Below are 23,097 nucleotides of genomic sequence, written 5' to 3' on the forward strand. Positions count from 1 at the left end.
GTGGACACGCTGATCACGGCCGGCCGGGTGCTGCCGCGGCCCTCGGCACCGGTGTCCGACGGCGCGGTTCTGGTGCGCGACGGCGTGATCGTGGCGGCGGGCCCGCGTGCGGAGGTGCTGCCGCTGGCCGCGCCGGACGCCGCCCGGCACGACTTCCCGACCGGCACCGCGTTGGCCGGGCTCTTCAACGTCCACGTGCACCTGGCTTTCGACGCGTCGCGGGAGATGCTGGCCCACTTCTCCGAAGGCACGACGGTCGAGGACGCGCGTTCGCGGCTGTCGTCGATGCTGCGCAGCGGCGTGACGACGGTGCGGGACCTCGGCGACCGCGGGCACCTCGGGGCGGCGGTGCGCGAGTCCTTCTCGAACGAGGTGGCCCCGCGGCTTCTCGTGTCGGGGCCGCCGATCACGGTGCCGGACGGACACTGCCACTTCTTCGGCGGCGAAGTGACGTCCGACGACGCGATCCGCGCGTTGATCGACGCGAACGCCGAAGCGGGCGCGGACGTCATCAAGGTGATGGCCAGCGGCGGCCAGATCACCGAGGGCGGCGCGGACATGTGGGAATCGCAGTTCGACGCGCGGCAGCTTTCGGTGGTGGTGGCGCACGCGGCGTCGCACGGCCTGCCCGTGGCGGCGCACGCCCACGGCGCGGACGCGATCGAGGCGGCGGTCGCCGCGGGGGTGTCGACGGTCGAGCACTGCACGTTCCTGACCGGGCCGCGGTCGTTCGACCGGCGTGACGCGGTGGCTTCGAAGATGGCGGCCGCGGGGATTTCGGCGTGTTCGACGAGCAGCCGCAACTGGCGGGTGATCGTCGAGAAGGTCGGCGACGAGGCCGCGCAGGCGATGTACGGGCGGTTGCCGTGGCTGGAGGAGCACGGCGTCCGGTTGCTCGCGGGGACGGACGCGGGGCTGCCGGGGTCGGTGTTCGACGACCCGGTGGGCGCGTTGGAGTTGTACGAGTGGCTCGGGTTCCCGCGGCGGCGGATTCTGGAGATCGCCACTTGCGATTCGGCGGCGGGTCTCGGGCTCGGCGACGTGACAGGACGGCTCGAAGCCGGTCTCGCGGCGGATGTCCTGGTGGTCGAAGGTGACCCGCTGGCGTCGCTCGCCGCGTTGCGCAATCCCCTTCTGGTGCTGGCCAAGGGTCGCGAAGCCTAGTTCCCCGATCGGGGGGTGCCCAGTTTGGTGACAACGTTTTAAAACAGTGTTATCGTAGCTGCCACCACCTCGACAAGGAGTCCCCCCGATGCACGGACCCACCCAGCTCTTCACCGTGATCGCCCTGGTCTCGCTGCCCACCGTCATGTACGGCGGCTACGCCCTGATGGGCGTCATGAGAGACCGCAAGCTCACCGAACACCAGCGCGCGATGTTCCGCGCCGGCCACGCGCACGCCGGCGTCCTGCTGGTCCTCGCCCTGGTCGCGCTGCAGATCCTCAGCCGGACGACCCTCTCGGACACCACCCTCTGGATCGCCTGCTCCCTGTTGCTCTTCGGGATCCTCGCCCAGTCCGGCGGGTTCTTCCTGCACCTGCTGCCGAACCGCGGCAAGCTCGGCGGGCGCGTCACCAGCGTCGGCGCCGTCCTCCTCGGTGCCGCCGTGCTGCTCACCGCCTACGGAGTCGCCTGAACCGGTCGTTAAGCTGGTCACGTGCCTGAATACCTGCCGACCGCGCCCTACAAGGGGACCCGGGACTTCCTGCCCGCCGAAATGTCCGTGCGTACGCAGGTGTTCGGTCATCTCTACGACGTCCTCGAGCGCCGCGGCTTCCTCCGCTACGACGGCCCGATCCTCGAATCGGCCGAGATCTACGAGCGGAAGTCGGGCCAGGAGCTGGCCGACAAGCAGCTCTACACGCTCACCGACAAGGGCGGGCGGCGCCTCGCGCTGCGTCCCGAGATGACGCCGTCGGTCGCGCGGATGATCGCCGGGAGCGCGAAGTCGCTGTCGTTCCCCGTCCGGTGGTACAGCCACCCGAACTGCCACCGGTACGAGGCGCCGCAGCGCGGCCGCGTCCGCGAGCACTGGCAGATCAACGCCGACATCTTCGGCTCGGACAGCGCCAACTGCGAGATCGAGATCTTCGAGCTGGTGCACGACATGATGGCCGCGCTGGGCGCGACGCCGGACATGTTCGTGCTGCGCGTCAACGACCGGAACCTGCTGACGTCGGCGCTCACCGACGTCGCCGGTGTCTCGGAAGACCACCTGGCCCAGGTGTTCGCGCTCGTCGACCGCTGGGAGAAGTACCCGCGCGAGAAGCTGGCGGAGAGCGCCGGTGAGATCGGCTTGTCGGACAAGCAGTTCGAGAAGCTGGCCGAGACGCTCGCCATGGGCGACGCCCTGCTCGACGAGCTGCCGGCCGAGGTGCGCGCGCAGTCGAACCTGGTTCGTGTCCTGGACAGCAGCGCGGGCAGCCTGGTGAAGTACGAGCCGCTGATCGTGCGCGGGCTGGCGTACTACACGTCGACGGTGTTCGAGGTCTTCGACACTTCGCCGGAGAACCGCCGCGCGCTGTTCGGCGGCGGGCGCTACAGCGACCTCGCGTCGATGTTCACACCGCAGCAGATCCCGGGCATCGGGTTCGGCATGGGTGACGTCACGCTGATCGACTTCCTCGACACGCACGGCCTGTCCCCGGCCCCGCGCAGCGAGGTCGACGTCATGGTGATCCCGGTGACCGAGGACCTCTCGGACGAGGCCCGTTCGGTGGCGGCGTCCCTGCGCGGCGCGGGCCTGCGGACGTCGACGCCGATCGAGCACCGCAAGCTGGGCAAGGAGCTGACCCGCGCGGACAAGGCGGGCGCGGCCGCGGTGGTGATCGTCGGCCAGGAGGACTGGGCGGCGGGCAACGTGACGGTCCGCAGCCTCGCGACGCGGGAGCAGAACCCGGTCGCGATCGCCGATGCCCCGGCCGCGGTTCAGGCCCTGCTGGGCTGAAAACGGTTCGACGCCCCTGGCACGCTGAGGGGGTGTTCGACGCCGAGATGCCCGACCTCGCCGCCTTCGCCGCCGGTGACGTGCGGCGCTGGGTCGACTTCGAGCGCGCCGTGCGGCGAGCGTGCCGGTACGGCCGGAAAGGCCGGTTGAGCCGCCGCCCCACCCGGCAGGAGCTGGCCGAAGCTTCGTGCGACGACGACGGTTACCTGCGCGAGGCCGCGGTCGAGCGGCTGGCCGCCCGCACCGATCCCGAGGCGCTGCCGTTGCTGCTGCTCCGGTGCGTCGACTGGGTCGAGCCGGTCCGGAACCTCGCGCGGACGCTGGTTCTGTCCAAACTGGACGAACCGGCGTTCCGCGCGGTGCTGCCGCTGATCGGCGTTCTCCGGCGGCGGCAGGTCGACGACTGGATGACCACGCTGTTCCGGCAGGCGCTGACCCCGCGGCTGCTCGACGCCGCGCTGTCCGTCGCGGACCGGGAGACCCGTCGCTGGGTCCACGGCGAGGCGCTCGATCTCCTGCCGCGCGAGCGGCTGCTGGACATCGCCACCCGCGACGGGGACTTCGTCGTGCGCGCGATCGTGGGCACCGCGCTGCTCGACCGCGGCGAGTGCGTCGACGAGCTGCTGGCGGCCGGGGCCCCGAAGGTCCGGATGCGCGCGCTCACCATGGCCGGCCGGGCCGAGGAGTACCTGGCCGACCCGACCTCCGCGGTGCGGTCGATGGCCCAGGCGCTGGTGCTCAAGGCGGGCGGCGACCCGGCCGTCCGCTACCGCGCGATGCCGGTTTCGTTCGGCATGGTCGCCGGGCTCGGCGAGACGGGCACGGCCGAAGACGCCCGCCTGCTGGAGGACCGGCTCACCGACGACCGCCCGCGCATCCGGCGGGCGGCGGTCCGCGGGCTGCGCCGGATCGCGCCGGACTCGACGGCGGTCGCCCCTCTGCTCACGGACTCCTCCCCCGCGGTGACCCGCCAGGTGGTGGAGTCCCTGCGCGGCAAGTTCATCGAGGTCGCCGCGCTCCGGGAGCTGCTGGCGGCGGACCGCCCGGTCCACACGCGACGGGCCGCCGCGACCCTGCTGCGCGACCGCGACACCTGGCAGCGCCTGCACACGGACCTCACGCTGCTGGCCGACGCGGACCTCGGCGCCGACGCCGAGCAGGACCTCCGCGCCTGTCACCAGCACTTGGCCCACGTGTGGACGAAACCCCCGGCGCGGCTGCGGGCAGAGCTCGAGGCCGCCTGCGCCGGCCTCGACCCCGCGCTGACCCGCGGAATCCGCTTCCTCCTGGACTCCGCGCGCTATCGGGCGTGATCAGGCCGAGCCGACCCGGCGCAGCCGCAGTGTGAACGTTGGCCGCGGCACCGACCGTGATCAGGCGGAGCCGACCCGGCGCAACCGCAAGGCGAGCCTCGCACCCGCGGCACCCACCGCGATCAGCCCGACCCGCCGCAACCGCAAGGCGAACCTCGCACCCGCAACACCGACCACGATCAGCCGACCCAACCCGACACAACCGCAACGCGAACCTCGCACCCGCGGCACCGACCGCGATCAGGCCGAGCCGGCCCGCCGCAGCCGCAAAGTGAACGTCGCACCGGCACCGGGCCGGCCCGCCGCCGCGATCGTGCCCCCGTGACCCGTCACCACTTCGCGGACCAACGCCAGCCCCAAGCCGAACCGGCGGCCGTCCCCGTCGGATCCGCGGGCGAAGCGCTCGAAGATCCGGTCCGCGTCCGCCGCCGGGAAACCGACCCCCGTGTCGCGGACCCGCAGCTCCACGTGCCCCTCGTCCGGTACACCCAGCCACACCTCGATCGACCCTCCCGGCGGCGTGTGGCCCAACGCGTTGTCGAGCAACGCCGACAGCACGCGCCGCAACGCCGTCGGGACGCCCTGGACCACGTACGGCCGTCGCTCCTTCGACACCGCCAGCCGGACCCGGCCCTCGCCCGCGCGGACCGCCTCCGCCGCGACTGCCTCCTCCGCCAGCACCCCCAGCTCCACCAGTTCCAGCGAAGGCCGGTCGCACGCCTGCGCCGACAGCAACAGGTCCTCGACGACCTCGCCGAGCTCCCGCGTGCCGCGCACCAGCTGGTCGAGGTCGGCCGCGTCGCGGCCGGACGCGCGCCGGGCCAGCAGCTGCGCCCGCGTGTGCAGGCGGGTCAGCGGGGCGCGCAGCTCGTGGGACGCGTCCGCGACGAACGTGCGCTGCCGGCGCAGCGCGTCGGCCAGGGGGCGGATCGCCCGGCACGCCAGCACGCGGCCGCACAGCACCGCGGCCAGCAGGGCGAGCACCTCGGCCACCACCAGCCCCGAGATCAGCGACGAGCGGTCCTGGATCTGGTACAGCTCCTCGAAGAACGCCTGCGAGACGACGCCACCGCGGTTCTCGACGCGGATCGTGTACGTCATGCCGCCGATCGAGCGCCGTTCCGTGTGGACGTCGCCGGCCGCGGGCACCGTCGCGTCCAGCGCCGGGATCGGCATCCCCGCCGGGGGACGGCCCGCGGGCGCGTGCAGGGCCGGGGTGAACAGCCAGACGCAGCCGGGCGGCGTCTCGGCCGGGCCCAGCTCGACCGTCCTGGCCAACGTGCGGTCGGCGTCGGCGTGCTGCCGGGACAGCAGGATCCCGTAGGCGACCCCGCCCGCCACCGCGACCAGCAACGACACCACGACGGCGATCTGCGCGGTGATCGCCCACCGCGCCCGCCGCAGGGCCCGCTCCTCGGGGTCGGCTCTCATACCGCGCCGATCTGGTAGCCGAGGCCGTGCACGGTCCGGACGACGTCGCGGCCGAGCTTGCGCCGCAGGTAGTAGACATACGTGTCCACAATGGACTCCCCCGTCGAGTCGGCGAAGACGGATCCCCGCAGCGCCGCCCGCGGGTGGATCGCCTTCGGCCGCTGCGCCAGCGTCCGCAGCAGCTCGAACTCCCGCCCGGACAGCGTGATCCGCTCGCCCCGCGGCAGCACGACCTCGTGCCGCTGCAGGTCGAGCGCCGCCGCACCCAGCGGCAGGCACTCCGCGCCTTCGAGGTCGCGGCGGCCGAGCGCGCGCAGGCGCGCGAGCAGCTCGTCGGCCTCGAACGGCTTGACGAGGTAGTCGTCGGCGCCGGCGTCGAGCCCGCCCACCCGGTCGGCCAGCTCGCCCAGCGCCGAGAGCACCAGCACGCGCGTGGTCACCGCCCGGGCCCGCAACCGCCGCAGCAGCTCCAGGCCGTCCAGCACCGGGAGCCGGCGGTCGATGATGATCACGTCGTAGTGACCGGTGAGCCCGAGGTGCAGACCCCGTTGCCCGTCGTGCGCCGCTTCCGTCTCGTAGCCTTCGTCCGCGAGCAGCTCGGAGAGCATGCCCGCCAGTTCCCGGTCGTCCTCGACCAGGAGCACTCGCGGTTTGGTTGCCCCATCGTGCACGCATCCATACTGGCAGTGATTTTCTGAAATTGAACTGTCAACTTTTCCCGGTCACCGGGACCGGCTCCGCCGTCAGGAGCACTTCGCTGGTCCCCTTGCGGGCATCGCGCCGGTCGAGCCAGGCGAGCACGGGTGCGGTCATGATCGTGGTGACCAGCGCCACAAGCACGAGCACCGTGAACAACGCCGGCGAGACGATCCCCGCGGCGAGCCCGACGTTCAGCGCGATCAGCTGCATCAGCCCCCGGGCGTTGACGAGCACGCCGACGCGCGTCGCGATCGCCTGCGGCTCCCCCGCCAGCCTCGCGGCGCCCCAGGACGCACCCAGCTTGCCGACGATCGAGACCGCCACCGTCAGCAGCGCGAAGGCGAGCAGCTTCGGGTCGGCGAGCAGCGCGAACCGGGTGTTCAGGCCGGAATAGGTGAAGAACAGCGGAACGAACACGATCGACCCGATCGGCATGATCTTCGCGAGCACGGCGTCGGCGGCCGCGCCGCGCGGGAACGCCACCCCGACGGTGAACGCGCCGAACACCGCGTACAGGCCGATCGTGTCGGTGAACCAGGCGGCCGCGAACAACGTCATCGCGGTGATGAGCACCCGCTGGTCGACGCTCACCCGGTCGCTGCCCATCACCCGGGTCAGCAGGCGCCGCCCGACGATGAACACCAGCAGCGCGAACAGCAGGCCACCGCCGAGGGCGAGCGCGATCGGGCCGAGCGACCCGGCGTGCATGCCCAGCACGACGGCCAGGAGCAGCCACGCGAGCACGTCGTCGAGCGCACCGCAGGCCAGCGCCAGCGAGCCGAACTTCGTCGAGCCGATCCCGCGTTCGGTGATGATCCGGACCATCATCGGGAACGCCGTGATCGCCACGGCCACCCCGACGAACGCGGCCGACGTCACGAGCGAGACACCTTCCTTGCCGATGCCGACCCACGACGTGCCCAGGATCGCGACGCCGACCCCGAGCGCCAGCGGCACCAGCGTCCCGGCCGACGAGATCGCCGCGACCGACTTCCGCGACTTCTTGATGCTGTCCAGGTTGAACTCGTAGCCGGCGCCGAACATGTAGATGACCAGGCCGATCTGGCCGCCGACGTAGAGCAGCGGCCGGATCGCGTCCGGGAACAGCGCCGCCTGGACGTCCGGCAGCAGCAGCCCGAACAGCGAGGGGCCGAGCAGCACCCCGGCGACCATCTCGCCGACCACCGGCGGCTGGCCGAGCTTGACCGCGACCAGGCAGACCAGCCGGACCACCACCAGGATCGCCACGACGGCGAGGAAGAAGACCGGCGCCGCTTCGGACGGGCTCATCGATTACCTCCGGCGAAGTAAGTGCTGCACAGGGCTTGGCGACGGGCGTCGAGGACCATGTAGGTGCCGAACACGAGCTGGGCGAAGCTGCGCCAGACGTCTTCCCAGCGGTCGCGCACGGCGATCCACACCAGGGGCACCCGCCGGGTGCGGGCACCGCGCCGGGTGAGCAGCGCCGGGCCGCGGTTGGGGATGGAGCGCGTGTGGCCTGCCGTCGAAGCGAGGCTGAACCGGCGCAGCACCTCGCGCGTCACGACGCGCATGGTCGGCGGGGCCAGCCCGCGGGCCGGGCAGGCGCGGTTCTGCGCGACGCCGAACGGGATGAAAGCGTCCTTTTCGGACTGTGCGGCGTAGCCCGGGTAGCTGAAGCACAGCACCGTTCCCGCCGGGATCGTGAGGTGCTCCAGCTCGATGTCCGCGGTGGAGATCCGGTGGGCGATGCCGAACAGCGGGAACTCGCGCAGGCCGTCGTCGATGACGCGGTCGAGGTAGGCGTCGTCGTCCGGGTGCTCGGCCAGCCGGCGCTGGACCTCCGGGCGTTGCGCAATGATCATCAGCAGGTGCGCCATCGCCTCGGACATCTGCACGACGGCGGTGTTGAAGAACGTCCCCTGCAGGTAGTAGGCCTGTTCCTCGGGGGTCAGCGAGTCCGGCAGCGGGTGCGGGACGTCGGCGAGGCGCCGCCGCAGGTACTTCGTCAGCTTGGCGCGGCGGCGCATGTTGCGCGGCCGCACGCACTTCAGGGCCGAGACGACGTCGTCGGCGTGCCCGACGATGAGGTCCCGCGCCTCGGGCGGGCACGGCTCCTCGAACACCAGCTCGTAGTACAGCTCGGCCCAGATCGGCATCATCGCATCGCGGAACCGGACGAGCCCGGGTTCGACGTCGTCGAGGACGTGCGCGGCCACCCGGCCGGCCAGCTCCTCGGAGTCCTTTTTGGACCGGACGAGGATGTGCCGGGTGCACTTGGCGACCTCGTCGTAGCGCGGCCCGGCTTCGAGGTGCTCCTGGTGCACCTGCGGCCCGGGCGCAAGCCAGTACCAGAACAGGTCGGACAACGCGGCGCCGCGGCTGCGGCCGTTCGCCGCCGGGTCGGCGTAGACGCGCTTGAAGTCCGCGGCGCCGACCTGCTCGCCCGGGATCGTCACCGTGTCCTGGCCGTTGACCAGCGCGAAGATCTTCATCCGCAGCGCGACGACCCGGGCGGGCAGCCACGCGGGCGCGGTCAGCGCGGCGGCCGCGGCGAGTGCTTTGCCGATCATCGCCGCACCTGGTCCGGGGTCAGGTCGGCCGGGTGCCGGCCACCGCACATCGCGAGGGCCTGGTCGAAGTCGTCGCGCAGCAGCTCCAGCACCTGCGTGACGCCTTCGCGGCCGCCCGCGGCCAGGCCCCACACGACCGGCCGGCCGACGCCGACCGCGTCCGCGCCGAGGGCCAGCGCCTTGACGACGTCGGTGCCGCGGCGGATCCCGCCGTCGAGCAGCACCGGGATCGCCCCGCCGACGGCCGCCGCGATCTCGGGGAGGACGTCGATGGTCGCGGGCACGGTGTCGAGCTGGCGGCCGCCGTGGTTGGACACGACGATCCCGGCCACGCCGTGGTGCACCGCCAGCCGCGCGTCCTCGGCGTGCAGCACGCCCTTGATCAGCACCGGCAGTTTCGTCTTCGACCGCAGCCACGCGATGTGGTCCCAGTTCAGCCCGGCCGACATGACGATCTCGCGGACATGGCTGGCGTTGCCGCCGCTGCGGTTCTCCAGCTCGAGGTTGCGGAGGTTCTCCACGACCAGCCCCGGCGGCAGGTCGTGGAAGTCGTTGCGGTCGTCGCGCTCGCGGCGGCCGAGCACCGGCGAGTCCACGGTCACGACGAACGCCTTGACGCCGGCGTTCTCGGCGCGGCGCACGATCGCCTCGGTGAACTCCAGGTCCGGCTGCAGGTAGAGCTGGAACCACAGGCCGGGGTCCGGCGCGACCTCGCGGGCCGCCGCGGCGATGTCCTCGACCGCCGTGGTGGCGGCCATGCTGACGATCATGATCGTGCCCGCGCGGGCCGCCGCCCGGGCCGTGGCGAGTTCGCCGTCGGCGTGCGCGAGCCGGTGGAACGCCGTGGGCGCGACGAGGATCGGCATCGACGACGGCGTCCCGAGCAGCTCGATGCTCAAGTCGCGCTTGTCGCTGCCGCGCAGGACGCGGGGCAGCAGCCGGAGCTTCCGGAACGCCGTTTCGTTCTCCGCCACGGTGATTTCGTCCTGCGCGCCGCCCGCGAAGTAGTCGTAGTGCACCGGGTCGAGGCGCTGGCGGGCCGCCGCCTCGAACTCGGCGATCGTGCGCATCACAGCTCCCGCGTGAAGAACGCGGTCAGCGGCTCGACGTGCACCTCTTTGTCCCACTCGTTCTCGAGGTTCTCGGTGACGTGGTGGGTCGCGACGAGCTCGCCGCGGCGGTAGTGCCGGACGATCGGGTGCAGGTAGTGGCCTTCGCCGGAGTCGTTGGCCTTGTCCTGGGCGGCGCGCGCGACGAAGTCGAACGGGTCGATCTTGTCGTGGTCGGGGCCGTAGTCGAGGGTGACGACGTAGGCGTCCTCGGGCGGGTCCTGGAGCACGCGGTCGACCGGCACCTCTTCGAGGTAGCGGGCGGTGTCGCCGTCGACGACCAGGACGTCGCCGAGGAAGCCGAACTGCTGGTACAGCGCGGAAGTCCGGTTGATCCGGGTGATCACGGCGTCGGTCAGCGCGTCCGGTTTGGCGGGTAGTTCGGTGTTCGGCCACGGCGTGTCGTGGTGGCGCTCGTTGAGGACCTTGGCCAGCGCGCGGACGCCGTAGCGGAAGCCGTGGATGAACGCGCTGGTGGCCTTCTTGAAGTCGCGGACCTGCGTGATCGTGCCGGCGAAGTAGAGGCCCGGCACGTTGACCGACTCCCAGTCCGGCGTCTGCGCGGGGAAGCGGTCGTTGATCGTGAGCTGCGGGCGGCAGTCCTCGTCGAACAGCGACGCGTCGAAGCGGAAGCCGGTGCAGCCGATCACGCGGTCGTAGCGGATCTCCTTGACGACCTCGTCGGCGCGGGCGAAGGCGAACTTGACGTGGTAGCCGTCGGCGTCCTTGCGGACCTCACGGACTTCGCCGTCGAGGATCGCGTGCTGGAGCTTCAGCTGGTACATGTCGAGGATGCCGGCGTTGTAGGCGCGCAGGTGACCGACGAAGTGGGTGCGCCAGGCGAGCTTCACCGGCCGCGGGCCGCCGACGTGCACGACCGCGGCCGTCTCGATGAGGTTGTCCGCCGTCTCGAACGCGGAGTTCCCCTTGCCCAGCACGAGAACGCGCTGGTCGGTGAAGCTCTTCGGGTCGACGTCGACGTCCACGTACTGGTCGATCAGCTCGACGCCGGGGAACTGCGGGATGTACGGCTTGGTGACGCCGGTGGCCATGATCAGCCTGCGCGTCCGGAACTCTTCGTCACCGGCGGTGAGGACGAAGAGAGCGCTTTCCGGGTCACGGCGGATGCGCGTCACCCGGGTGTCGTAACGGACGTCGACCTTGTGCTTCGCCGCGTAATCGGCGAGGTAGCGGAGGAAGTCCGGGGCGTCCGGGAAGAGCTTCTCGCTGTAGTCCGTGAAGACGAGCTCGTCGCCGGGATCGGCGAGGATCGAGTTCCAGTCCATCCGCATCCGCAGCTCCGGGTCGGCGTACCCGGTGTGCTTCTTGTTGATGGAGATGAGGGTCCGGTGCCGGGGGAACGTCTCGAAGAAGTGACCGGGCGCGGACCCGGCCTCCAGCACGAGGTACCGGTGCCCGGCGTGCGCGAGGTGCTGCCCCAGCTGCAACCCCGCGGGTCCCGCCCCGACAACCAGATAATCGAGCACTTCCTCCACCACGACCTCCTGAGGCTCGGCACCGACCTTGATCGGCGCCGAGCCTGCTCCGGAGATCTCAGAAAAGGCTCAGAGCGGAGCTTTCACGTGAAAGCTGCGCCCCCAGGTGGGAGCTTTCACGTGAAAGCTCGGCTCACTTGCCGGCCGCGCGGGCCAGCTGCTCCGGGTAGCGCTCCCCCGCGATGGCGTCCGCGGGAGCCGCCGCCGCGATGGCCGCCAGGTCGTCCGACGTGAGTTCGAGGGACGCCGCCGCCACGTTCTCCTCCAGGTACTTGCGGCGCTTGGTCCCCGGGATCGGCACGACGTCCTCGCCGTGGGACTGCACCCACGCGAGCGCCAGCTGCCCCGCCGTCACGCCCTTCTCCTCCGCCAGCTTCCGCAGCGCGTCGACGATCGCCATGTTGCGCGCGAAGTTGTCCTCGGCGAACCGGGGCAGGCCGCGGCGCATGTCGTCCTCGGGCAGATCCGCGACCGACTTCACCGCGCCCGTCAGGAACCCGCGGCCCAGCGGCGAGAACGGCACGACGCCGATGCCGAGCTCCCGGCACGTGTCGAGGATTTCGCCCTCGATACCCCGGGTCCACAGCGACCACTCGCTCTGCAACGCCGTCACCGGGTGCACGGCGTGGGCGGCGCGGATCGTCGCCGCGCTCGCCTCGGAAATCCCGGCGTACCGGATCTTCCCGGCCTCCACCAGCTCGCCCAGCGCGCCCCAGGTCTCCTCGATCGGCGTGGCCGGGTCGACGCGGTGCTGGTAGTACAGGTCGATGTGGTCGACGCCGAGCCGGCGCAGCGACTCGTCACAAGACTGCTTGACGTAGGCGGCGTCCCCGCGGGCACCCATCGCGCCGTCGGTCCACACGATGCCGAACTTCGTCGCGAGCACGACCTCGTCGCGGCGGCCGGCGATCGCGCGGCCCACCAGCTCCTCGTTGACGCCGGCGCCGTAGACGTTCGCGGTGTCGAGCAGCGTGACGCCGAGGTCGAGAGCCCGGTGGACCGTCGCGATCGACTCTTCGTCGTTGTCGCGGACGCCGTAGGCCTGGCTCATCCCCATGCAGCCGAGTCCCTGGGCGCCGACCTCCAGACCGCCGAGCTTCCTGGTCTTCACGCGGAAATCTCCTCCCTGCTTGGCTCCACGCCGAGCACGTTGCGCTCGACCTGGGCGTAGTTGTCGATCTTGTAGTCGAGGATGTCGAGGCACCCCTGCAGCTCGGCGATCCGCTCGGCGACCGACCGGCGCTGCTCCACCAGCAGAGCCTTGCGGCGGCCCGCGCTGGCCACGCCGTGGCGGCGCAGCGACGCGTACTCGCGCATGCTCTTGATGGGCATCCCGGTGGTGCGCAGCTTGGTCAGGAAACCCAGCCAGTTGAGGTCGTCGTCGGAGTACGCCCGGCGGCCCGCGGTGTCCCGGGCGGGCGGGTCGAGCAGTTTGATGCGCTCGTAGTACCGGAGGGTGTCGATGGACAGTCCGCTACGTCGAGCGGCTTCCGCTATCGAGTAGCTCATGAGCCGACACTACGACCTGGAGTGCACTCCAGGTCAACTCTTCACCCTGGTCTTCTATAACAGCGTTCCGATACGCTCTGTCGATGGCACGGCCACGCACGCATGACGAAGCCCTCCGGCTGAAGCTCCTCGACCGCGCCGGCGAGCTCATCGCCGCCGACGGGCCGAAGGCGCTTTCCCTGCGGAAGCTGGCCGCCGACGCCGGGACGTCGACCACCGCCGTGTACTCCCTCTTCGGCAGCAAACCCGATCTGGTGAACGCGCTCTACACCGAGGGCTTCCGCCGCTTCGGCGCCCGCATGGCCGGCACCGAGCTGACCGGTGACCCGGTCGAAGACCTCGTTGCGCTCGGCAGCGCCTACCGCGCCAGCGCACTGGCCGACCCGAACCTCTACGGGATCATGTTCACCAGGTCGGTGCCGGGGTTCGAGCCCAACGAAGACGCCGAAGAACTCGCCCGCAAGACCCTCGAGCCCCTGGAAGCGATCATCCGCCGCGCGATCGCCGACGGCGTCTTCCTCGACGTCCCCCCGGAGACGGTCGCGGTCGGCTGCTGGGCCTTCGTGCACGGGCTCGTCTCCCTGGAGCTCAACGGCAACCTGCCGGAGGAGTTCGACGTCACGGGCTCGTACGAGACGGCCCTGCGCGCGAACGCCTCCGGCTGGCTGCGGCCTCAGAGTCCTCAGATGAGCCGCAACGACCCGTCGTAGACGACCTTGCCCTGGGCGTCGCGGGCTTGGACGTGGACCGTCGCCTCCGGGGTTTGGTCGATGTTCGGGGGGATCCAGGCGGCGACCATGCCGTCGACGACGTCGGCCTCGACACTCGTCCCGATGCCGAAGTCGATGGTCGCCTTCGTCGCCGTCAGGGGCAGCGCCGCGACGTACGGGTGCCGCGCCTTCCCCGCCGGAGCACCCGTCTGCGGGTGGCCGAGGGTGTCGACGGTCAAGGTGCGGGCCACCTGGGTCTGCGGGCCGATGTAGCCGGCGTAGGAGCGGGACTTCGTCCGCCCCGGCCGGTGGTAGTCGGGCTCGGTCTCGCAGACCGCGACGCGGTCGCCCAGGCGGCCCATGACCACCCGGAAGTCGTCGGTTTCGAGCAGCGGCCCCGGCGCGTAGGCCGCGGCGTCCGGGACCACCTCCATCTCGGCGAGGTCCAGGCACTCGCCCAGCGCCCGGCCCGCGGGGGACGTCCGGTCGGCGGTCACCGGCCGGTCGACGGCCATGACCAGCCACGCCGGCGCCGGGGGCAGGGTCCTCGGGTCCGGTGCCATGGGCTTGCCCACGGTGAGCGTCGTCGCCGACAGCGAGGACCGCGTCATCCCGATGAACTGGTGCGTGACCGGGGAGAAGCTGATGCCCTGCGACATGTTCTCCCCGCCCTCGGTGCGCGAGTCGAGGAAAACGCCCGCCATGCCCGGGTCGAGGACCCCGCCGACCACCCCGGTCGGGCTCTGCAGCAGTAGGCCGGTGCGCGTGCCCGGCGCGTACGCGGGCGTGGCCGCCGGGTCCGACACCGTCACGGTCGTCTCGGTGGTCTCGCAGAACATCGGCTTGCCGGCCGCGGTCGCCGCGACCACCGCGTCCGCCTGCAGGACCTCGGTGAACAGCGGGACCCACTCCGCGCGCGGCGGCACGCGGTCCGTCTTGCCCGCCGCCTGCACCGCGGCCCAGCAGCGGTCCAGCGCGGCCGTCGCCACCTTCGGGTCGAGGGTGAGCCGGTTGCCCGGGTCCGGCGGCGGGCCGGCGACGGGCCGCTCCCGGAACGTCTTCGTCGCGACGACCGCGCCCGCGGCCAGGACGAGCACCGCGGCCGCCGCGGCGTACCAGACGTGCTTGGGCCGCCGCGGTTTCCCGATCCCGGCACGGACTTCGGCGAGCAGCCGGTCGCGGACGTCGTCCGGCAAGGTGCGCCGCGGCGGGAGGCCGAGGTCGTCGCTCATTTCTCCTCCAGCAGCGTGCGCAGGCGGGCGCGGGCCCGGGACAGGTGGGCGCGGACGGTGACCTCGGCGACGGCCAGCGCCGCGGCCGCGTCGGCGACACTCAGGTCGCCGAGCAGGCACAGTTCGACGACCGCGCGTTGCGCCTTCGGCAGCGCCCGCACGGCGTCGACGACCTCGCGCAGCCGCTGCTCGCCGTCGAGCCGCTCGGCCACCGCGTCGGCGTGGTCGGACACCACCGGCGGGTCCGGGACCTTCCGGAGCAGCCGCAGCCGCCGTCGCGCGCCGCGGTGTTCGTCGCGGGCGGCGTTGCCGGCCACCGTGTACAGCCACGGCAGGGCGCTGTCGCGCACCAACGTCACGTCGGCGCGGCGGCGCCAGGCGGTGAGGAAGGTGTTCGAGGTCAGGTCCTCGGCGGCGCTCCACGACCCGGTCAACCGGTAGGCGTGGTTCCAGACGGCTTCGGCGTGCCGCTCGAACAACTCGCCGAACGCCGTCTCGTCGCCGCCGGCGGCCCGGTCCCACAGGACCCGATCGTCCACCGGCGCCCCCGTCGCATGGCTGGTCACACCCCTCAGTGGCCGGCAGGCGCCGGGGTGTTGCGCGCAACTCCCGCCGGCCCCGCGGCCACTTCCGGTCGTGATCATCGACCAGGTCCGGACCACGGACAAGCTGCCCGCGGCCGTCGCGTGCGTGTCGGCGGCGGTGTTCCTGCTGACCCGCCCGCACCTCGTCGACGACACGTTCATCACGCTCGCCTACGCGCGCAACCTCGCGTTCCACGGCCACTGGGGCCTGCTGGCCGACGCGACGTCGAACTCCGCGACGTCCCCGGCGAACGTCCTCGCCTTCGCGGCGTTGACGTTCGTGGTGCGGGACGCCGTCTTCGCGGCCGGCGTGCTGTACGTGCTGAGCCAGGTCGCGCTCGTCCTGGCCCTGCGGCGGCTCGGCACGGCGTTGCCGCGCTGGTTCCCCGCGCTGGCGTTCGCGGCGCTGACCGTGAACCCGCTGCTGCTGTCGTCGATCGGGCTGGAGGTCGCGCTGGGCTCGGCGGTGCTCGGGTGGGTGACGGTGTTCGCGGCCGAACGGCGGCCCCTGGCGTTCGGGCTCACCGCGGGCGCACTCGCGCTCGTCCGGCTCGACCTGCTGGTCTTCGCCGTCGTCCTCGGCTTCTCCGTGCGATCCGGGCGAGCGCTGCTGGGGCTTGTCCTGGTGGCCTTGCCGTGGTTCGCGTTCAGCTGGGTCGTGCTCGGCGCGGCGGTGCCCGACACGGTCGTGATCAAGACGCTGCAGGGCGCGCAACGAGCTTGGGGCGACTGGAAGTTCGGCAACGGCCCGCTCTTCTACGCGCGGACCGCTTGGTGGGCGGCCGTGCTGTCGTTCCTGCCGCTCGCGGCGTTGCCTTTCGCGTTCCGGCGGGGGCTTCGGCCGTTCACCCTCCTGGCTCTCGGCGGTGTGCTCTACCACTTGACGTACGTGCTGCTGAACGTTCCGCCGTACCACTGGTACTACGGCCCGGGGATCACCGCGGCGACGATCTTCCTGTGCGCGTGGGCGTCTTCGCGGCGGGTCGCAACCGGTTTCGTCCTCGGGCTCGTGGCCGCTTCCGTGCTCGCGTACGCGGGCTCTTCACGGGAGTTCGCGCCGCTGACGTCCAACTACGCGTCGACCGCCCGGTACGAGGAGATCGGCCGCGACCTGCGCGACCTGGCCGGTGGCCGGGTGATCGGCAGCGCCGGCGAGATCGGCGTGCTCGCGTACACGTGCGAGTGCGCGATCGTCGACGTCTTCGCCGACCGCGGCCTGCTCCCGGCGGCCATCGATGCCCGCGGGGCCGGGAACCGCTGGGTCCGCGCGGCACTGCGCGTCGACTACGCGTTCTTCGACTTCGACGTCCGGCCGCGGCGCCCCGACCTGGTCCTGCGCCGGCTGCCGAGCCCGCCGCCGGACGCGCTCGCGCACTGGACGCTCGACGCGCCGACGCTCGGGAAGCAGGAGCTCTACTTGGTGCCGAACTGAGCGTCCGTCAGATCGAGTTCCGCGTGTTCGCCGCCGTCGAAGTCGGCGCCCTCCTCGAATACCGTGCGCGAAAACTCGAACCGGCCGCCAGAGCGGATCCGGGTGAAGCGGACATCGCTGGTGAAATGCGCCCGGGAGAAGAAAGCGCCTTCCTCGAACACCGACCGGTCGAAGTTCACGATGTCGCGGAACTCCGTGCCGTAGAACCCTGCCTGGCGGGTGAAGCGCGTGCCGCGGATGTGGAGCTGCCCGACGAACCGCGCGCGGCTGAAGTCGGCGGCGGCCAGGGTGCAGCCGCTCAGCCGGAAGTCGACGAGGGTGGCCCGCTGCAGGTCGATCGACATCCCCGGCCAGTAGCCCGCGGCGTCGTGGCTCAAGTGCGTCTTGAGCAGTTCCTGCACGGCCAGCCGGACGAGGAGCTCACTCTCCTCCGGGTCGTCGTCCAGATCGCGGGCCGCGGTGCCCTTGAGCCCGGCGACCGGTGCCTTGAACGGCATCCGCAGGTACGCGCACAGCACGTTCACGATCGTCTGACGCTGCTTCGGGTTGTCCTGTCCCAGCCGCTCCAGCGCGTACAGCCCGCCGAGCCGCACGGGGGCCTTGTCGCTCCCCAGCTGCTCGACGGCCTTCGTGTACAGCTCGGTGACCCGCCGCTCCTCGAGGTCGCGTTCGGTCACGCCCGCGACGCGGGTCGTCTCGGCGAGCTGCAGCTCCAGCGTGCGCTGGCGGCGCGTCGCCAGCCACAGCGCGAAGACGCCGCCCGCGCCGGCGCCGATGCCGAACGCCGTCTTGACGGCGTCGATGCGCACCGGCGCGTCCGGCGCCCCGGACCAGCCCAGCAGCAGCCAGAGCAGCCCAGCCGTGACGAGCGCGACGGCGCCGCCAGCCGCGGCCACCCAGCGCCACTTGAGGACGGGCAAGGCTCAGCGGGCGCCGTACTGGCGGTCACCGGCGTCGCCGAGGCCTGGGACGATGAAGCCCGAGTCGTTGAGGCGCTCGTCGATGCTCGCGGTGACCACGCGGACCGGCAGGCCGGTCTTCTCCAGGTGCGCCAGGCCTTCCGGCGCGGCGAGCGCGCAGATGGCCGTGACGTCGTCGGCGCCGCGGTCGGTGAGCAGCCGGATCGTGTACTCCATCGAGCCGCCGGTGGCGAGCATCGGGTCGAGCACCATGACCGGCCGGTCGGCGAGCGACTCCGGCAGCGACTCGAGGTACGGCGTCGGCTTCAGCGTCTCCTCGTCGCGCGCGAGGCCGACGAAGCCCATCTGCGCGTCCGGGATCAGCTTGTGCGCCTGGTCGGCCATGCCGAGCCCGGCCCGCAGCACCGGGACGAGCAGCGGCGGCTTGGCCAGCGTGTAGCCCTCGGTGCGCGCGACCGGCGTGTGGATCCGCTCGGTCTTAACCGGCACGTCGCGGGTGGCTTCGTAGACCAGCATGACGGTCAGCTCGTGCAGCGCGGCCCGGAACGCGGCGCTGTCGGTGCGCGCGTCGCGCATCGTGGAGAGCCGGGCCTTCGCTAGGGGGTGATCGACGACGTGCACATCCATGCGGGTCAATCTAGCCGTTTCGCGAAGCTCTTCACCCAGCCGCGCTGCCAGGGCGTTTCGACGGCTCGTTCGTGGTAGTGCCGCCTGGTCCAGGCGACGGCTTCGGCCGCGGGGACGCCGGAGAGGATCGCCAGGCAGGCCATCACCGTGCCGGTCCGTCCCGCACCGCCGTAGCAGGCGACTTCGACGGTTTCGAGCTTCGCTCTGGCGTGGAGCGCCTTGATTTGGTTTCGCGCTGCCTCGGGCTTCGTCGGCAGCAGGAAGTCGGGCCAGGTCACCCACTCGTGCGGCCAGGTGATGCCCCCGCCGTGCTTGCGCCGCAGCCGGCTCGTCCCCAGGTAGAGCCCGAAATCCGGCACGGGCTCGTCGGGTCGTGGACGGGCGAGACCTCGTCCGTGAACACGGGTGCCGTCCGGAAACTCGACCATAGGGGTCAGTGTCCTCCTGAAGAAGGACACGGTGGGTGGTTTTCGCCGCTAAGCTCCGCCGGGTGAGCGAACTGACGCCCGACCAGATGCGGGCTTCCGACGCGGACCGCGAACGCGTCGCCCAGGTGCTGCACAACGCCCTCTCGGAAGGGCGGATCACGGTCAACGAGCTGGAAGAGCGCCTTTCGACGGTGTACGCGGCGAAGACGGTCGGCGAGCTGAAGCCCGTGACGGAGGACCTGCCGTCGACGTCCGGGGCGATCCAGCCGGCGACCACGCGGGCCCTGGGCTTCCCGGACCAGCGCATCGGCGGCCACCCGGGCAGCCCGGTGTCGATCGGCGTGATGTCCGGCGCGGTCCGCAAGGGCAGCTGGGTCCTGCCCCCGCAGCACACGAGCTTCGCGTTCTGGGGCGGCACGGAGATCGACCTGCGCCAAGCGCGTTTCGCCGACCGCCAGTGCACGATCACGGCGGTGGCGATCATGGGCGGCATCACGATCACGGTCCCGGACGACATCAACGTCGACGTGACGGGGATCGGGTTCATGGGCGGGTTCGTGCTGGAGGACAAGTCGGGGGCACCGCCGGCCCCGCCGACGGCGCCGACCGTGAAGATCAACGGGCTCGGGTTCTGGGGTGGGGTCGTGGTGTACCGGAAGCCGGCGAAGCGGGACGAGCCACCGCAGATCGAAGGGGCCTGACCTCGGCGTTGTGACGCGTCACGCACCCAGCGTCACAACCAATGGGGGCTCGCACTGTCGGACCCGCCGCCTAGACTCAGGCGCATGACAGCCACGACCAGCACGTCAGCGGCGCCGGCCACCCCGGCACCGCTGGTGGACGCGACTCGCGACGACGCGAGCCTGCGCCGCTTCCTGCTCGGGCTGCCCGGTGTCGACCAGGTCGGCGTCGAGCAGCGCGCGGCGGGCCTCGGCACGCGCAGCATCAAGAAGGACGCCAAGCGGTGGGCCATCGACACCGCCATCTCCATGGTCGACCTGACCACCCTGGAGGGCGCCGACACCCGGGGCAAGGTCCGCGCGCTCGCCGCGAAGGCCGTCCGCCCCGATCCCGAGCGGCAGGACACCCCGCGCGTCGCCGCCGTCTGCGTGTACCCCGACATGGTCGCCACCGCCGTCGAAGCGCTCAAGGGCAGCGGCGTGCACGTCGCCAGCGTCGCCACCGGCTTCCCCGCCGGACGCACTTCGCGGGAAATCAAGCTGGCCGACACGAAGATCGCCGTCGACGCGGGTGCGCACGAAGTCGACATGGTGATCGACCGCGGCGCCTTCCTCGAAGGCCGGTACATGGACGTCTTCGAGGAGATCCAGGCCATCAAACAAGCCTGCGGCGACGCCCACCTGAAGGTCATCCTCGAGACCGGTGAGCTGGCGACCTACGACAACGTGCGCCGCGCGTCGTGGCTGGCGCTGCTGGCCGGCGGGGACTTCATCAAGACCTCCACCGGCAAGGTCTCCCCCGCCGCGACGCTGCCGGTCACGCACATCATGCTGCAGGCCGTCCGCGACTGGCACGTCCGCACCGGCGAACTGCGCGGCGTCAAGCCCGCGGGCGGCATCCGGACCACGAAGGACGCGATCAAGTACCTGGTCGCCGTGCACGAGGTCGCCGGCGAGGAGTGGCTGACCCCGGACCTGTTCCGCTTCGGCGCGTCCAGCCTGCTCAACGACCTGCTGCTGCAGCGCCGCACCCAGGTGGACGGCCACTACAGCGGCCCCGACTACGTGACGGTGGACTGATGCCTGTTTTCGAGTACGCACCGGCGCCCGAGTCGCGCGCCATCGCGAACCTCAAGGACCACTACAAGCCCTTCGTCAACGGCGAGTTCGTCGACGGCTCGGGTGAGCCGCTCAAGACGATCAACCCCGCCACCGAAGAGGTGCTGGCCGAGGTCGGCACCGCGTCGAAGTCCGATGTGGACACCGCGGTCAAGGCCGCGCGCAAGGCGTACGACACGGTCTGGTCGAAGATGCCGGGCACCGAGCGCGCCAAGTACCTGTTCCGCATCGCGCGGCTGATCCAGGAACGCTCGCGCGAGCTCGCGGTGCTGGAGAGCCTGGACAACGGCAAGCCGATCAAGGAGTCGCGCGACTCCGACGTCCCGACGGCGGCGGCGCACTTCTTCTACCACGCCGGCTGGGCGGACAAGCTGGAGTACGCGGGCTACGGCCCCAACCCGCAGCCTCTCGGCGTCGCGGGCCAGATCATCCCGTGGAACTTCCCACTGCTGATGCTGGCCTGGAAGATCGCGCCTGCGCTGGCCACCGGCAACACGGTCGTGCTGAAGCCGGCCGAGACGACGCCGTTGACCGCCTTGGTGTTCGCGGAGATCTGCCAGCAGGCGGAGCTGCCGCCGGGCGTGGTGAACATCCTCCCGGGCGCGGGCGACATCGGCGCGTCCATTGTGGAGCACGCGGGCATCGACAAGATCGCCTTCACCGGCTCGACCGAGGTCGGCAAGGCGATCCAGCGCCAGGTCGCGGGCACGCCGAAGAAGCTGACGCTCGAGCTGGGCGGCAAGGCGGCGAACGTCGTGTTCGAGGACGCGCCGCTCGACCAGGCCGTCGAGGGGATCGTCAACGGCATCTTCTTCAACCAGGGCCACGTCTGCTGCGCGGGCTCACGGCTGCTGGTCCAGGAGTCCATCGCCGAAGAGGTGCTGGAGAAGCTGCACCACCGCGTCTCGACGCTGCGCATCGGCGACCCCCTGGACAAGAACACCGACATCGGCGCGATCAACTCCGCCGAGCAGCTGGCCAAGATCCGCGGGCTCGTCGAGTCGGGTGACGCCGAAGGCGCGGAGCGCTGGACCAGCCCGTGCCCGGTGCCGGACCGCGGGTTCTTCTTCGCCCCGACGGTGTTCGCGAACGTCCACCAGTCGATGCGGATCGCGCGCGAGGAGATCTTCGGCCCGGTGCTGTCGGTGCTGACGTTTCGCACGCCGGACGAGGCCGTCGCGAAGGCGAACAACACTCCGTACGGGCTTTCGGCGGGCATCTGGACCGAAAAGGGTTCCCGGATCCTGTGGATGGCGAACCAGCTGCGCGCCGGCGTGGTCTGGGCCAACACCTTCAACCGCTTCGACCCCGCCGCCCCGTTCGGCGGCTACCAGGAATCCGGCTTCGGGCGCGAAGGCGGCCGCACCGGGCTGGAGGCGTACCTGAATGTCTGACCGGATTTCCGTCGCGAAGACGTACAAGCTGTACATCGGCGGCAAGTTCCCCCGTTCGGAGTCCGGCCGGGTGTACCCGGTGACGGACAGCAAGGGCAAGTTCCTGGCGAACGCGGCGCACGCGTCCCGCAAGGACGTCCGCGACGCGGTGGTCGCGGCCCGCAAGGCATTCGGAGGCTGGTCCGCGGCGACGGCGTACAACCGCGGCCAGGTGCTGTACCGGGTGGCCGAGGTGCTGGAGGGCCGTCGCGACCAGTTCGTCGCGGAAGTGTCCACTTCGGAGGGTCTCGCCACGAAGAAAGCCGAGTCCATTGTGGACGCGGCGATCGACCGCTGGGTCTGGTACGCGGGCTGGACGGACAAGATCGCCACGGTCCTCGGCGCGGCGAACCCGGTGGCGGGCCCGTACTTCTCGTTCACGGTCCCGGAGCCGACGGGCGTGGTGGGTGTTTTGGCGCCGCAGCAGTCGTCGTTGCTGGGCTTGGTGGAAGTGCTGGCCCCGGTCCTGGCAACGGGCTCGACGGCGGTGGTGGTGTCGAGCGCGGAGAGGCCGTTGCCGGCGATCACGCTGTCGGAGGTCTTGGCGACATCGGACGTCCCGGGAGGGGTGGCGAACATCCTGACGGGCCGGGCGGCCGAGCTGGGCCCATGGCTGGCATCGCACGGAGACGTGAACGCACTGGACCCGACCGGCGCGGCGTCGGACGACCGCGTCGAGTTGGCACGCGAAGCGGCGAACACGGTGAAGAGGGTGTTGACGGTCCCGGCAGCAGAGCCGGACTGGACGACGGCCCCGGACATCACCCGCTTGCGGCGTTACCTGGAGGCGAAGACGGTCTGGCACCCATTGGGCGTCTGAGCTGCGCGAACGGAGGCCACCACCCGAGCCGGGTGGTGGCCTCCGTCGTGCGTGGC

23 protein-coding genes are annotated in these 23,097 nt (G+C 71.4%); 10 read left to right on the forward strand and 13 right to left on the reverse strand.

The genetic code is table 11. The features are described 5' to 3' along the window. The 4 genes from ACIQWX_RS01140 (at nucleotide 1) to ACIQWX_RS01155 (ending at nucleotide 4,260) form a co-directional block, all read left to right on the forward strand. Nucleotides 1–1,164, forward strand: coding sequence for an amidohydrolase family protein (locus ACIQWX_RS01140; RefSeq protein ID WP_400863925.1), 1,164 nt, complete (start codon nucleotides 1–3; stop codon nucleotides 1,162–1,164). A gap of 88 nt (nucleotides 1,165–1,252) precedes the next feature. Then, complete coding sequence (locus ACIQWX_RS01145) at nucleotides 1,253–1,636, forward strand: hypothetical protein (RefSeq protein ID WP_400863928.1); 384 nt, start codon at nucleotides 1,253–1,255, stop codon at nucleotides 1,634–1,636. A gap of 21 nt (nucleotides 1,637–1,657) precedes the next feature. Further along, nucleotides 1,658–2,947 carry a histidine--tRNA ligase gene (hisS, locus tag ACIQWX_RS01150; RefSeq protein ID WP_400863930.1) on the forward strand — a complete coding sequence of 430 codons (1,290 nt, stop codon included), beginning with the start codon at nucleotides 1,658–1,660 and terminating at the stop codon, nucleotides 2,945–2,947. Nucleotides 2,948–2,979: 32 nt separating this feature from the next. Beyond that, on the forward strand, nucleotides 2,980–4,260 hold the full coding sequence (locus ACIQWX_RS01155) for a hypothetical protein (protein WP_400863933.1): 1,281 nt from the start codon (nucleotides 2,980–2,982) through the stop codon (nucleotides 4,258–4,260). A gap of 240 nt (nucleotides 4,261–4,500) precedes the next feature. Here the strand turns inward: ACIQWX_RS01155 and ACIQWX_RS01160 are convergent, their stop codons facing one another. The 8 genes from ACIQWX_RS01160 to ACIQWX_RS01195 form a co-directional block, all read right to left on the reverse strand. Next, nucleotides 4,501–5,691 (reverse strand): sensor histidine kinase, encoded by a 1,191-nt coding sequence (locus ACIQWX_RS01160; RefSeq protein ID WP_400863936.1) that lies wholly within the window; start codon nucleotides 5,689–5,691, stop codon nucleotides 4,501–4,503. After that, the gene (locus ACIQWX_RS01165) at nucleotides 5,688–6,335 is read right to left on the reverse strand and encodes a response regulator transcription factor (RefSeq protein ID WP_400869342.1); all 648 of its coding nucleotides are present in this window, start codon (nucleotides 6,333–6,335) and stop codon (nucleotides 5,688–5,690) included. Before ACIQWX_RS01165 ends, ACIQWX_RS01160 begins: the two co-directional genes overlap by 4 nt. 64 nt (nucleotides 6,336–6,399) lie before the next feature. Beyond that, nucleotides 6,400–7,680 (reverse strand): cation:proton antiporter, encoded by a 1,281-nt coding sequence (locus ACIQWX_RS01170; protein ID WP_400863939.1) that lies wholly within the window; start codon nucleotides 7,678–7,680, stop codon nucleotides 6,400–6,402. After that, the gene (locus ACIQWX_RS01175) at nucleotides 7,677–8,942 is read right to left on the reverse strand and encodes a cytochrome P450 (protein ID WP_400863942.1); all 1,266 of its coding nucleotides are present in this window, start codon (nucleotides 8,940–8,942) and stop codon (nucleotides 7,677–7,679) included. Before ACIQWX_RS01175 ends, ACIQWX_RS01170 begins: the two co-directional genes overlap by 4 nt. Next, complete coding sequence (locus ACIQWX_RS01180) at nucleotides 8,939–10,012, reverse strand: alpha-hydroxy acid oxidase (protein WP_400863944.1); 1,074 nt, start codon at nucleotides 10,010–10,012, stop codon at nucleotides 8,939–8,941. Before ACIQWX_RS01180 ends, ACIQWX_RS01175 begins: the two co-directional genes overlap by 4 nt. Then, nucleotides 10,012–11,550, reverse strand: a complete 1,539-nt coding sequence (locus tag ACIQWX_RS01185) for an NAD(P)-binding domain-containing protein (protein WP_400863946.1) — start codon at nucleotides 11,548–11,550, stop codon at nucleotides 10,012–10,014. Before ACIQWX_RS01185 ends, ACIQWX_RS01180 begins: the two co-directional genes overlap by 1 nt. A gap of 130 nt (nucleotides 11,551–11,680) precedes the next feature. After that, nucleotides 11,681–12,604, reverse strand: a complete 924-nt coding sequence (locus tag ACIQWX_RS01190) for an aldo/keto reductase (RefSeq protein ID WP_400869344.1) — start codon at nucleotides 12,602–12,604, stop codon at nucleotides 11,681–11,683. Between the two features lie 50 nt (nucleotides 12,605–12,654). Continuing rightward, nucleotides 12,655–13,056: a MerR family transcriptional regulator gene (locus ACIQWX_RS01195; protein ID WP_400863949.1), complete on the reverse strand. Its 402-nt coding sequence runs from the start codon at nucleotides 13,054–13,056 to the stop codon at nucleotides 12,655–12,657. Between the two features lie 83 nt (nucleotides 13,057–13,139). On the opposite strand from ACIQWX_RS01195, the gene ACIQWX_RS01200 reads away from it, so the two are divergent. Further along, nucleotides 13,140–13,766, forward strand: coding sequence for a TetR/AcrR family transcriptional regulator (locus ACIQWX_RS01200; RefSeq protein ID WP_400863952.1), 627 nt, complete (start codon nucleotides 13,140–13,142; stop codon nucleotides 13,764–13,766). On the opposite strand, the gene ACIQWX_RS01205 is transcribed toward ACIQWX_RS01200, so the two are convergent. Then, complete coding sequence (locus ACIQWX_RS01205) at nucleotides 13,739–14,998, reverse strand: hypothetical protein (RefSeq protein ID WP_400863954.1); 1,260 nt, start codon at nucleotides 14,996–14,998, stop codon at nucleotides 13,739–13,741. The two genes, ACIQWX_RS01200 and ACIQWX_RS01205, sit on opposite strands and share 28 nt — an antisense overlap. Continuing rightward, nucleotides 14,995–15,564, reverse strand: a complete 570-nt coding sequence (locus ACIQWX_RS01210) for an RNA polymerase sigma factor (RefSeq protein ID WP_400863956.1) — start codon at nucleotides 15,562–15,564, stop codon at nucleotides 14,995–14,997. Before ACIQWX_RS01210 ends, ACIQWX_RS01205 begins: the two co-directional genes overlap by 4 nt. A gap of 70 nt (nucleotides 15,565–15,634) precedes the next feature. Between ACIQWX_RS01210 and ACIQWX_RS01215 the strand changes: the two genes are divergently transcribed. Next, the gene (locus ACIQWX_RS01215) at nucleotides 15,635–17,014 is read left to right on the forward strand and encodes a hypothetical protein (protein WP_400863959.1); all 1,380 of its coding nucleotides are present in this window, start codon (nucleotides 15,635–15,637) and stop codon (nucleotides 17,012–17,014) included. On the opposite strand, the gene ACIQWX_RS01220 is transcribed toward ACIQWX_RS01215, so the two are convergent. Genes ACIQWX_RS01220 through ACIQWX_RS01230 form a run of 3 tightly spaced genes read right to left on the reverse strand, consistent with a single transcriptional unit; the run spans nucleotide 16,996 to nucleotide 18,989 of the window. Then, complete coding sequence (locus ACIQWX_RS01220; protein WP_400863961.1) at nucleotides 16,996–17,910, reverse strand: pentapeptide repeat-containing protein; 915 nt, start codon at nucleotides 17,908–17,910, stop codon at nucleotides 16,996–16,998. The genes ACIQWX_RS01215 and ACIQWX_RS01220 overlap by 19 nt on opposite strands. A gap of 27 nt (nucleotides 17,911–17,937) precedes the next feature. Beyond that, nucleotides 17,938–18,561: a uracil phosphoribosyltransferase gene (gene upp / locus ACIQWX_RS01225; protein ID WP_400863963.1), complete on the reverse strand. Its 624-nt coding sequence runs from the start codon at nucleotides 18,559–18,561 to the stop codon at nucleotides 17,938–17,940. A 5-nt stretch (nucleotides 18,562–18,566) separates the two neighbouring features. Further along, the gene (locus ACIQWX_RS01230; protein WP_400863966.1) at nucleotides 18,567–18,989 is read right to left on the reverse strand and encodes a protein-tyrosine phosphatase family protein; all 423 of its coding nucleotides are present in this window, start codon (nucleotides 18,987–18,989) and stop codon (nucleotides 18,567–18,569) included. Between the two features lie 86 nt (nucleotides 18,990–19,075). Here ACIQWX_RS01230 and ACIQWX_RS01235 point away from each other — a divergent pair, with 86 nt between their 5' ends. The 4 genes from ACIQWX_RS01235 (at nucleotide 19,076) to ACIQWX_RS01250 (ending at nucleotide 23,041) form a co-directional block, all read left to right on the forward strand. After that, nucleotides 19,076–19,690 (forward strand): DUF1707 domain-containing protein, encoded by a 615-nt coding sequence (locus ACIQWX_RS01235; RefSeq protein WP_400869346.1) that lies wholly within the window; start codon nucleotides 19,076–19,078, stop codon nucleotides 19,688–19,690. A gap of 84 nt (nucleotides 19,691–19,774) precedes the next feature. Then, nucleotides 19,775–20,749, forward strand: coding sequence for a deoxyribose-phosphate aldolase (deoC, locus tag ACIQWX_RS01240; RefSeq protein WP_400863968.1), 975 nt, complete (start codon nucleotides 19,775–19,777; stop codon nucleotides 20,747–20,749). Beyond that, nucleotides 20,749–22,182, forward strand: a complete 1,434-nt coding sequence (locus ACIQWX_RS01245; protein ID WP_400863970.1) for an aldehyde dehydrogenase family protein — start codon at nucleotides 20,749–20,751, stop codon at nucleotides 22,180–22,182. Before deoC ends, ACIQWX_RS01245 begins: the two co-directional genes overlap by 1 nt. Further along, the gene (locus ACIQWX_RS01250; RefSeq protein WP_400863973.1) at nucleotides 22,175–23,041 is read left to right on the forward strand and encodes an aldehyde dehydrogenase family protein; all 867 of its coding nucleotides are present in this window, start codon (nucleotides 22,175–22,177) and stop codon (nucleotides 23,039–23,041) included. The genes ACIQWX_RS01245 and ACIQWX_RS01250 overlap by 8 nt, the downstream gene beginning before the upstream one ends. Nucleotides 23,042–23,097 lie beyond the last annotated feature (56 nt).

The sequence above is a fragment of the Amycolatopsis sp. NPDC098790 genome, assembly GCF_044759945.1.
Lineage (GTDB): Bacteria > Actinomycetota > Actinomycetes > Mycobacteriales > Pseudonocardiaceae > Amycolatopsis.

Bases quoted from the DNA above. Each gene is read 5' to 3' on its own strand.
- ACIQWX_RS01195 (WP_400863949.1), bottom strand. From the start codon at position 13,056: ATGAGCTACTCGATAGCGGAAGCCGCTCGACGTAGCGGACTGTCCATC.
- ACIQWX_RS01175 (WP_400863942.1), bottom strand. From the start codon at position 8,942: ATGATCGGCAAAGCACTCGCCGCGGCCGCCGCGCTGACCGCGCCCGCG.
- ACIQWX_RS01170 (WP_400863939.1), bottom strand. From the start codon at position 7,680: ATGAGCCCGTCCGAAGCGGCGCCGGTCTTCTTCCTCGCCGTCGTGGCG.
- ACIQWX_RS01245 (WP_400863970.1), top strand. From the start codon at position 20,749: ATGCCTGTTTTCGAGTACGCACCGGCGCCCGAGTCGCGCGCCATCGCG.
- ACIQWX_RS01235 (WP_400869346.1), top strand. From the start codon at position 19,076: ATGCGGGCTTCCGACGCGGACCGCGAACGCGTCGCCCAGGTGCTGCAC.
- upp (WP_400863963.1), bottom strand. From the start codon at position 18,561: ATGGATGTGCACGTCGTCGATCACCCCCTAGCGAAGGCCCGGCTCTCC.
- ACIQWX_RS01145 (WP_400863928.1), top strand. From the start codon at position 1,253: ATGCACGGACCCACCCAGCTCTTCACCGTGATCGCCCTGGTCTCGCTG.
- ACIQWX_RS01205 (WP_400863954.1), bottom strand. From the start codon at position 14,998: ATGAGCGACGACCTCGGCCTCCCGCCGCGGCGCACCTTGCCGGACGAC.
- ACIQWX_RS01230 (WP_400863966.1), bottom strand. From the start codon at position 18,989: ATGGTCGAGTTTCCGGACGGCACCCGTGTTCACGGACGAGGTCTCGCC.
- ACIQWX_RS01250 (WP_400863973.1), top strand. From the start codon at position 22,175: ATGTCTGACCGGATTTCCGTCGCGAAGACGTACAAGCTGTACATCGGC.
- ACIQWX_RS01200 (WP_400863952.1), top strand. From the start codon at position 13,140: ATGGCACGGCCACGCACGCATGACGAAGCCCTCCGGCTGAAGCTCCTC.
- deoC (WP_400863968.1), top strand. From the start codon at position 19,775: ATGACAGCCACGACCAGCACGTCAGCGGCGCCGGCCACCCCGGCACCG.
- ACIQWX_RS01190 (WP_400869344.1), bottom strand. From the start codon at position 12,604: ATGGGGATGAGCCAGGCCTACGGCGTCCGCGACAACGACGAAGAGTCG.
- ACIQWX_RS01180 (WP_400863944.1), bottom strand. From the start codon at position 10,012: ATGCGCACGATCGCCGAGTTCGAGGCGGCGGCCCGCCAGCGCCTCGAC.
- ACIQWX_RS01160 (WP_400863936.1), bottom strand. From the start codon at position 5,691: ATGAGAGCCGACCCCGAGGAGCGGGCCCTGCGGCGGGCGCGGTGGGCG.